Origin of the sequence: Enterobacter sp. 50793107, from assembly GCF_001463365.1 — a bacterium.
GTDB lineage: Bacteria > Pseudomonadota > Gammaproteobacteria > Enterobacterales > Enterobacteriaceae > Enterobacter > Enterobacter cloacae.
In genome coordinates this window covers 118,149-127,378 of sequence record NZ_LNII01000014.1, presented here as the reverse complement: position 1 = coordinate 127,378, position 9,230 = coordinate 118,149, and the positions used below count along the sequence as shown (strand labels likewise).

Below are 9,230 nucleotides of genomic sequence, written 5' to 3'. Positions count from 1 at the left end.
CCCCATATCACCAGAGCATTAACCCTTTCGGGTTATGAGGTTAATTAACTGTTTGTCTGTTTTACATATCGACAGCTGCTGAAATATTAAAACACGTATTGTGCAGGGAGATTTTCCCCGCAGCAATTATCGCTTTTCCAGCGCTCGGCAAGGCAGTAAATATTTTTATAAAATTATTCGCGAAAAAGTATAACTTCCCCGGTTCCTGCCGATAACGAGAGTAGTACTCGCCTCTGGGCGAACTCACCCTCACGGCAAGGAACACTTATGAACATGCTCCGTAATTTCACGATCCGTTTCGTCATGCTGACGATCCTGGGGATCTTTTGTTTAATGTGGGCAGGCGTTGGACTCTACAGCACCTGGTCCCTCTCTCGCGTTTCGGATGGCAATGAAGTCGATCGCCAGCTGGTGAAACAGATGACCATACTCAGCCAGGGCAACGATCAGTATTTCCGGTTTGTCACCCGACTGAGCCGCGCGATGGAAGTCAAAGCCGCCGGCGGTACGCCGGATCTGGCCTCCGCCCAGCAGGCGCTGGATAACATGGGCAAAAAACTGGCCGAGATGAAAGCGATCTCTCCGGGCCCGATGGATGAACAGGTCTCCTCCCGGGTGATCGGCACCTGGCAGGCGCTGCTCGAGCAGGGCGTTACGCCACAAATGCAGCAGGCGAAGCTGGGCGCGCTGGATGGTTATCGCCAGCAGGCTAATAACGTCACGCCACAGCTGAGCCGTGCGTTTGGTGCGGCCGCTGAGGAGTTCAATAACGCCGCTGCGAAGGCCCTCGATAGTACCCGCGTAGTGGTGGATGGCCTGACCAGCATGACCCGCACGGTGATTATTGCCGCCACCGTGATTGGTCTGCTGATCCTGCTCTTTAGCGACCGTTACCTGGTGGCGATGCTGGTGAAACCGCTGGACCGAATTCGTCAGCAGTTCCGCCAGATTGCGCAGGGCGATCTCAGCCAGCCTATTGAACCGTTTGGACGTAACTGTGTGGGACAGCTGGTGCCGTTGCTGAGTGCCATGCAGGACAGCCTGCGTGAGGCGGTCAGCACGATCCGCGCGGGCAGTGAAAATATCTGGCGCGGGGCGACCGAGATCTCCAGCGGTAACAACGATCTCTCCTCCCGTACCGAAGAGCAGGCTGCCGCGCTGGAAGAGACAGCAGCCAGCATGGAGCAACTCACTGCCACCGTGAAGCTGAACGCCGAAAGCGCACGTCAGGCAAGCCTGCTGGCGGATGTGGCATCGACCACGGCCAGCCGCGGTGGCTCGCTGGTGGAGGAGGTGGTGACCACCATGAGCGGTATTTCCGACAGCTCGAAGAAAATTGCTGAAATCACCACCGTGATTAACAGTATCGCCTTCCAGACCAATATCCTGGCGCTCAACGCAGCAGTGGAAGCGGCGCGAGCGGGTGAGCAAGGCCGTGGCTTTGCCGTGGTGGCAGGTGAGGTGCGTAATCTGGCCAGCCGCAGCGCCAACGCGGCGAAAGAGATTGAAGGGCTGATTGCCGATTCCGTCGCTCGCGTCGACCAGGGGGCTCAACTGGTGAACGACACGGGGACCACCATGGAAGCGATTCTGCGCGATGTAACGGAAGTGACCACCATCATGAAGCAGATTGCGTCAGCCTCTGAGGAGCAAAGCAAAGGCATTTCCCAGGTCGGGGTTGCCATTACGCAGATGGACGGTGTGACCCAGCAAAACGCCTCGCTGGTGGAGCAGGTCTCCGCCGCGGCAGCGGCACTTGAGCGGCAGACCGAAGAGCTTCAGCGTTCGGTGCAGAAGTTCCGTCTCACGGCATAATGTTGCGGTTGGTTGCCTGACCAGAGAAAACAAGAAACCCAGCGTAAGCGCTGGGTTCAGGCTGCTGACATCGTGCGAGATGTGCCCCTCGCCCGGCGGCGCTACGCTTGCACGGGCCTACAACGAACAGTGCCAATTTATTGATATTGTTGTCGATTGTAGACCGGGTCAGCGTAGCGCCACCCGGCAAAACAAGCGGTTCAGTTGTTGATAGCGGGGGGTTGTCATTAAACTCAACCTACCGGCTCGAAAAGCAGAACCACGGCGGTTATCAGTGCGTCGCTTCACCAATCAGCGCGCCTGAACCCGCACCCACAGCGGCACCTTTCAGTACGCTGTTGCCCATTACGGCAGCGGCACCTGCACCAACAACAGCGCCTACGGCACCGCCTTTACGCGCGGCTTTACCTTTGTCACCGTTTTTGAACATCGCACCCGTGCCTGCACCCACGACCGCGCCGCCTACGGTGGATTTCAGATCTTTACCTGTGGCCGCCCCAATCGCCGCGCCTGCTACCGCACCGGCGGCGGTTTTATCCATCGCCATACCTGAGGTAGAAAAAAGAAGGATGCTGATCACCAGCGCTGTATTGATTGATTTCATAACAAATCCTTTGTGACTGCTGTCGGTTGAAACGTCGCTTCTCGCCGTCTGGCTGGAGAAAAACGTCCGCATAGTGCCAGTAATACCGGCCCAACCCTTAAGCTAATCATGCCCTGGACAAGGATTTGCCTGGCCGGGCGGTTACCCGCCCGGCATTGCATCACGCCTGACGCTTATCTTCGGTTTTGGTCTCGAAGTCGCTCGCCGCGTGGCGTTCGTGGAGTTGCTCGTTAAGCTCACCGTTGGTGCGGTTCACAATCCGTCCGCGCTTCACGGCAGGGCGGTTCGCTACGTCTTTCGCCCAGCGCTGGACGTTGGTGTACTTCTCTGCGTCCAGGAACTCGGCGGCGTTGTAGACGCTGCCCAGCGCCACGCAGCCAAACCACGGCCAGACCGCCATATCGGCGATGGTGTATTCTTCACCCGCCACGTAACGGCCGCGGGCGAGCTGTTTATCCAGTACGTCGAACAGGCGCTAGGCTTCCATCGTGAAGCGGTCAATCGCGTACTCGATCTTCACTGGCGCATAGTTGTAGAAATGGCCGAAACCGCCACCGAGGAACGGGGCCGCGCCCTGTAGCCAGAACAGCCAGTTCAGGGTTTCCGTGCGGCCAGCCGGATCTTTTGGCAGGAAATGCCCGAACTTCTCTGCCAGATAGAGCAGAATGTTGCCGGATTCAAATACGCGCGTTGGCGGGGTGGTGGAGTGGTCACGAAGCGCCGGTATTTTCGAGTTCGGGTTCACCTCAACAAAGCCACTGGAGAACTGATCGCCTTCACCGATGCGGATCAGCCACGCGTCGTACTCCGCGCCCGTTACACCCAGCGCCAGCAGCTCTTCGAGCATGATCGTCACTTTCTGGCCGTTCGGCGTGCCCAGGGAGTAAAGCTGCAGCGGGTGCGAACCGACGGGCAGATCTTTCTCATGTGTGGCACCAGAAACAGGACGGTTGATGTTGGCGAACGCCCCGCCGCCGTTCTTTTTCCATTCCCACACTTTGGGTGGCTGATAGGTATTTTCTTCTGACATGTTGGCCTGCCTTTTTTGTGATGTGTTGAGGCAGTGTAGCAGGAGATGAATAGACCGTTTAACGAACTGAGCGCAAAGGTCAGGGGAGGTGTATGATAACCCTACCTCTGTCAGGTTAATTACAACGTGCAGACGACGACAACCCTTCCAAAAATTGCCGCCTGCCTGTTTTAGGTTGGATACATGCGTAAAGGAAAGTTAAGCAGTGATGCGCCATTCGGGACGTTGTTAGGCTATGCGCCCGGTGGCGTGGCGATTTACTCTTCAAATTACGGCAGTCTGGACCCGCGTAAGTACCCGCAAGACGCGGATTTCCGCAGCTATATTGGCAACGAATACATGGGCCACAAGTGGCAGTGTGTGGAATTCGCCCGCCGTTTCCTGTTCCTCAACTATGGCTTTGTGTTTACCGATGTCGGGATGGCGTGGGAGATCTTCTCCCTGCGTTTTTTGCGCCAGGTGGTGAACGATAATATTCTGCCGTTACAGGCTTTTGCCAACGGCTCGAAACGCGCGCCGCAGGCCGGGGCGCTGCTCATCTGGCAAAAGGGCGGCGAGTTTCATGAAACCGGCCATGTCGCGGTAATCACCCAGCTTTTAGATGGCAAGGTCCGCATTGCCGAGCAGAATGTTATTCACTCCCCGCTTCCGCTCGGACAGCAGTGGACCCGCGAACTGCGCATGACCGTTGAGAACGGCTGTTACACGCTTCATGACACCTTCAGCGATACCGAAATCCTTGGCTGGATGATCCAGACGGACGACACGGAGCACAGCATTCCCCAGCCCGAACCTGACGGCGAACTGCTGAAAATCAGCGGTGCGCGGTTGAAGAATAAACGTCAATACGACGGAAAATGGCTCAACGAAAATGACGCCCTGCAGCAGGCCTACATCCGCGCCAACGGCCACGTTATTAATAACGATCCCTGCCACTATTTCACGATTACCGAAAGCGCCGAGCAGGAGCTGATTAAAGCGACCAATGAACTGCATCTGATGTACCTGCATGCCACCGACAAAGTGCTGAAAGATGATAACTTACTGGCGCTTTTCGATATCCCCAAAATCCTCTGGCCGCGCCTGCGTCTCTCCTGGCAGTGGCGTCGCCACCATATGATCACCGGTCGTATGGATTTCTGTATGGATGAGCGCGGCATTAAGGTTTACGAGTACAACGCTGATTCCGCCTCCTGCCACACCGAGGGCGGGTTAATTCTGGAAGAGTGGGTCAAAAACGGCTATCGCGGCAATGGGCACAACCCGGCAGAAGGTCTGCTGGAAGAGCTGACCGGCGCATGGAAACACAGCCATGCGCGTCCGTTCGTGCACATCATGCAGGACAACGATGTCGAAGAAGACTACCACGCGCTCTTTATTCAGCGCTCGCTGCTGCAGGCCGGGTTTGACACCAAAATTCTGCACGGTCTGGGCGCGCTGAGCTGGGATGCTGCCGGGCAGTTAATCGACGATGAAGGTCGCCACGTCAACTGCGTGTGGAAAACCTGGGCGTGGGAGACGGCAATCGAGCAGATCCGGGAGGTCAGCGAAACCGAATACGCTGCCGTGCCGATCCGCACCGGCCACCCGGCAGGCGAGGTGCGGCTGATTGACGTCCTGCTGCGCCCGGAAGTGCTGGTGTTTGAACCGCTGTGGACGGTGATCCCAGGCAATAAGGCGATCCTGCCGGTGCTGTGGCAGCTGTTCCCGAACCACCGCTACCTGCTCGATACCGATTTTGAGATTAACGAACTGCTGAAACAGACCGGTTATGCCGTCAAACCCATTGCCGGCCGTTGCGGCAGTAATATCGATCTGATCAGCGCCCAGGATGAACTGCTGGATAAATCCAGCGGCAAGTTTGTCGATCGCAAGAATATCTACCAGCAGCTGTGGTGTTTGCCGAAGGTGGACGGCAAATATATTCAGGTCTGTACCTTTACCGTGGGCGGGAATTACGGCGGAACCTGCCTGCGTGGGGATGAAACGCTGGTGGTGAAAAAAGAGAGCGATATTGAACCGCTGATTGTGGTGAAGGATAAGTAACCGGGTAGAATCAGCATCCGCAGGGAGAACCTGCGGATGCCTGAGGTTTATTCCTCGTCCTGCTGACTGATTTTCAAATCAATGATGCGACCGATCTGGTCATGATAGACCGTCAGTAAATTGTACTGGCTCATCTCAGAGATGATTTGCGGCGTCACGTTAAAGCTGCGGGCCAGCTCGTCGTGCTTAAGCGTTGCAGGGCGGCGATGTCGTCTTGCATGCGCGCGGCGGCGATTATATTGATACCACAGGATCAGCAGCCAGCCGTTTAGCGCGGCGATCAGCAAATAGATCAGCACCGTCTTAAAGGAGGCAATAATCACGCCCCAGCGGTAGTCGCTCTCGTTGGTTATCTGCATCCACAGGTTGGCATAGAGGAAAAAGAGAAATCCTCCCCAGGCCAGCAGGGTTAACGCTGCATCAAACAGCCGGGGCACCAGCCGATGTTCAGTCAGGATTAACGTGTTTTCGTTCATTGAATGCTCCCTTTACCTCTGTCCGGACTGATCCAGCGCGCGCGTGAGCGCTGGCGTTTAAGCATGACCTTTGGGAAGGCGACGAGGGTGGTGAACAGGCCGATCATCCAGTACACCATCGGAAACCAGATGATCCAGAAAAGCGAACTCGCCACGTTATGTTCATAGCGTCGCTCGATATACAAACTGACGAGGAACTGCAGCAGGCACATCACCCCCAGCAGGAGCCCGGTGAATTCCGGCGGGAACAGGCTCGTGACGGTCAGGTTTGCCGGGAGCGGCGTGAGGGAGCTGATGATAAATAACAGCACCGTCACCGCATACGCAAACGCCCACAGCGTTGACAGGGCGTACTCTAAAAACAGCGGCCACATGCGATGATGCTCCCAGCGCACGATCTTGCGAAGATTGACCAGAAACACCTCCGCGCCGCCCTGAGCCCAGCGCAGGCGCTGTTTCCACAGCCCTTTTAGCGTCTCCGGCATCAGGATCCAGCACAGCGCGCGCGGCTCGAAAAAAATATCCCAGTGGCGAAGCTGAAGCTTCCAGCTGATGTCGATATCTTCGGTGATCATATCCGGGCTCCAGTATCCTACGTCCGCCAGCGCCTGACGGCGAAAGGCCGCGATGACGCCAGAGACGGTAAAGACCCGGCCATAGATCCGCTGCGTGCGTTTGATGAGTCCTATGATGGAGGAGAATTCGCCCACCTGAATGCGGCCAATTAACGTGGAGCGCGTGCGAATACGCGGGTTCCCGGTCACGGCGCCCACGTGGGGGTAGTGGATCAGCGGGGCAACCAGATAAGCGGCGGTATCGCGATCGAGCAGGGCATCGCCATCAATACAGACCAGAAGGTCTCCCCTGGCCGCCGCTGCGCCCGCTTTCAGCGCCACGGCTTTCCCCTGATTCTCCGCCAGATGAATGACGCGCAGTCGCGGCTGCTCCTGCGCCAGCTGTTGCAGCACCTGCGCGGTGTTATCGGAAGAACCATCGTTGATGGCGATGACCTCGATATTCGGGTAACGCTGGGCCAGCGCGGCACCGATCGTCTCCCGGGCGTTGCGTTCCTCATTGAAACAGGGAATGAGGATCGAGATTAACGGATCGCCCTCTAACGTCGGGGCGGGCGTTTTTCTGTTCCATGACCAGTGTCGTTCAAGCTGAAACCAGAAATAGAGCCCCCCGGTGATCCAGAATACGGACATGAACAGGGGCCAGAAGAAGACAAAATCCAGAATCAGTTCGCCGGTAAAGAGGGCGGCCACGCCTAATGGCAACCCAAATACCAGGCATAAAATTGAGAAGGCGATAAGGCGATCAGTCATTGTCAGGATACCAGTACGAAGAGAATTCAGGCCTGATACGGGAAAGATCAGGTTGGTTATGGATGAAATCGTCGGGGTAGTAACCGTAATGTTTGCTGCCGTTAAGCTGGAGCACGCGCATCCACTCCGCCAGGCGACTATCGGGTACGGCGCGTTGCGGTGTCTGCGCCCAGTCACGGGCCTGCAGCTCAAAAATGGTTTTATTCAGCGCGCCGGGGCGAGTTGCGACGGTCTTAACCAGGCGCGTTAGCCAGGCGTTGCTCTCGTCTGCCGGGACGGACTCCATCAGCGGCATGGCCATCGGCACCGTCCAGTCATACTCCTCCAGAAAGTCATCAAGATTCTGCGCAAACCACGCCTCGCTCGCCGGGTCGAGGATCGGCAGGGCGAACATATTGCGCGCGGTTTTTATCTGCGGACCGCGGATATGCTTCACCGCCAGGCTCAGGGCGTGGGTAAACCCGGTTAGCGTCTGGCTTTTCTGGCGCGTTGTCTGCTGCCCGGCATCATCCTGATCCGTCAGCACCGCATCGTCATGGAACAAGATCCCATTGAAGCTGGCATAGCGGGCCAGATCTTCATAGATTTCGGTCACCTGCTGTCGAACCTGCGGATCCCACGGCGAAAGCCGGGTATAGGGCTCGGTGGCGACGCGTACCTGGCCCGTTAGCCGATCCCGACGCTGCACGCGCGGCAGTGCAGGGGAGAGATCGAACGAGAGAACCGGCATCCACGCGTAGACTTTTACGCCCGCGCGGGTTTGCAGTTGCCAGGCGACAAAGTTAAAGAGATCGGCACGCACGGGCAGCCGACGGTTGGGGAAGTAGAGCGCGTTAATCGTGCCGTTGCCGAGGGGATCGGAAAATGCCTGCAGGAAAACATGGCTGATTTTCATGTCGTAGACCCGCTGGATCAGCGCGTTGATGTTTTTGGTCTGCTGAGCCGGATCGGGGTCATAAACGTAGTCCAGATCGACATGCATGACGCGCACAGGATCGGTCTCCTGAATCTGCGCGATGCTGCTGGCAAAGGCTTTAAGCGAGGGATTCCCGGAGATTAACAGGCGCGGGATGTTGTCCAGGTGACGCACATCTGCCAGCCCGTCCTCAAGGGTAAAGGCCAGCTGATAACCCTGCTGTCTGGCAATGGCGAGCGACGTGCCGTTGGCAGCACCGTAGGGCCACACCCAGGCACGCGGCGCTTTGCCCGTCACCTGCGCGATTTTTTCGGTGACTTTCCGCACGTCATCGCCGATGCGCTGGCTGAACTGCTGGTCAGTTTCGTAACGCCCTGTCGCGTTATCGTAAAAGCGGCTGGCAATAGCCGGTTCGCGGCTTCCCTGTGGATTGGCCGGTATACCGTAATGCGAAGCCCAGGTATGCGAGCCGATCTCAATCAGCGGGGACTGGCTTAACTCGCGCACCATGTCCCACGTCGCGAAACGGTCCCGGGGTGTCATCAAACCGCCAAAATTCACGTTTTGATGTGCTGGCGTATCCACCCAACTGCCTACCGGGGCCCACAGCGCCGGCACATTCCAGGCCTGGAGCAACGGCCAGACGCGGGTATAAAAACTGCTGTAGCCGTCATCAAAACTGAGCAGAAAGGCCTTTGGCGGCAGCGTTTTTTTACCGTCGTGGGCATCCAGAATATCCTGCACGCTGATGGCGTTATACCCGTTATGCACAAGCCAGCTTATCTGCTCGTTTAAGGCGCTGGTCCGCACGGAGAGATAGCGCTGATCGGCGGCGTCATCTTCCACATCGTGATAGGCCAGCACGAGAAAGTGATTCTTCGGCCAGGGTTTACTGGCTTCCGGCTGAGGTCTCTCGTTGGGCGAAATAAACGAAATGGCCTGGGCGCAGACGCTCGCGCTGAGGCATAACCAGCCGATGATAAGCAGGCCCACAGGAAAACGAATGGTCAACATA

At 57.1% G+C, this 9,230-nt stretch carries 6 protein-coding genes and 1 pseudogene; 2 read left to right on the top strand and 5 right to left on the bottom strand.

The features are described from left to right. The first annotated feature begins 267 nt into the window (after window positions 1-267). Window positions 268-1,815: a methyl-accepting chemotaxis protein gene (locus tag APU11_RS02985; protein ID WP_058650715.1), complete on the top strand. Its 1,548-nt coding sequence runs from the start codon at window positions 268-270 to the stop codon at window positions 1,813-1,815. 271 nt (window positions 1,816-2,086) lie between these two features. On the opposite strand, the gene APU11_RS02980 is transcribed toward APU11_RS02985, so the two are convergent. Together APU11_RS02980 and yghU are read right to left on the bottom strand one after the other, a co-directional pair. Continuing rightward, window positions 2,087-2,419 carry a hypothetical protein gene (locus tag APU11_RS02980; RefSeq protein ID WP_038983495.1) on the bottom strand — a complete coding sequence of 111 codons (333 nt, stop codon included), beginning with the start codon at window positions 2,417-2,419 and terminating at the stop codon, window positions 2,087-2,089. A 160-nt stretch (window positions 2,420-2,579) separates the two neighbouring features. Beyond that, window positions 2,580-3,449 (bottom strand): annotated as a pseudogene (gene yghU, locus APU11_RS02975) (glutathione-dependent disulfide-bond oxidoreductase). A gap of 183 nt (window positions 3,450-3,632) precedes the next feature. On the opposite strand from yghU, the gene gss reads away from it, so the two are divergent. Then, window positions 3,633-5,495 (top strand): bifunctional glutathionylspermidine amidase/synthase, encoded by a 1,863-nt coding sequence (gene gss, locus APU11_RS02970; RefSeq protein WP_058650713.1) that lies wholly within the window; start codon window positions 3,633-3,635, stop codon window positions 5,493-5,495. Window positions 5,496-5,542: 47 nt separating this feature from the next. Here gss and pgaD read toward each other — a convergent pair whose 3' ends face one another. Genes pgaD through pgaB form a run of 3 tightly spaced genes read right to left on the bottom strand, consistent with a single transcriptional unit; the run spans window position 5,543 to window position 9,229 of the window. Next, a complete protein-coding gene (pgaD, locus tag APU11_RS02965) occupies window positions 5,543-5,971 on the bottom strand; it encodes a poly-beta-1,6-N-acetyl-D-glucosamine biosynthesis protein PgaD (protein WP_013098699.1) in 429 nt (142 codons plus the stop codon). After that, the gene (pgaC, locus tag APU11_RS02960) at window positions 5,968-7,299 is read right to left on the bottom strand and encodes a poly-beta-1,6-N-acetyl-D-glucosamine synthase (protein WP_058650712.1); all 1,332 of its coding nucleotides are present in this window, start codon (window positions 7,297-7,299) and stop codon (window positions 5,968-5,970) included. Before pgaC ends, pgaD begins: the two co-directional genes overlap by 4 nt. Beyond that, on the bottom strand, window positions 7,292-9,229 hold the full coding sequence (gene pgaB / locus APU11_RS02955; RefSeq protein ID WP_058650711.1) for a poly-beta-1,6-N-acetyl-D-glucosamine N-deacetylase PgaB: 1,938 nt from the start codon (window positions 9,227-9,229) through the stop codon (window positions 7,292-7,294). The genes pgaC and pgaB overlap by 8 nt, the downstream gene beginning before the upstream one ends. Between the last annotated feature and the right edge of the window lies 1 nt (window position 9,230).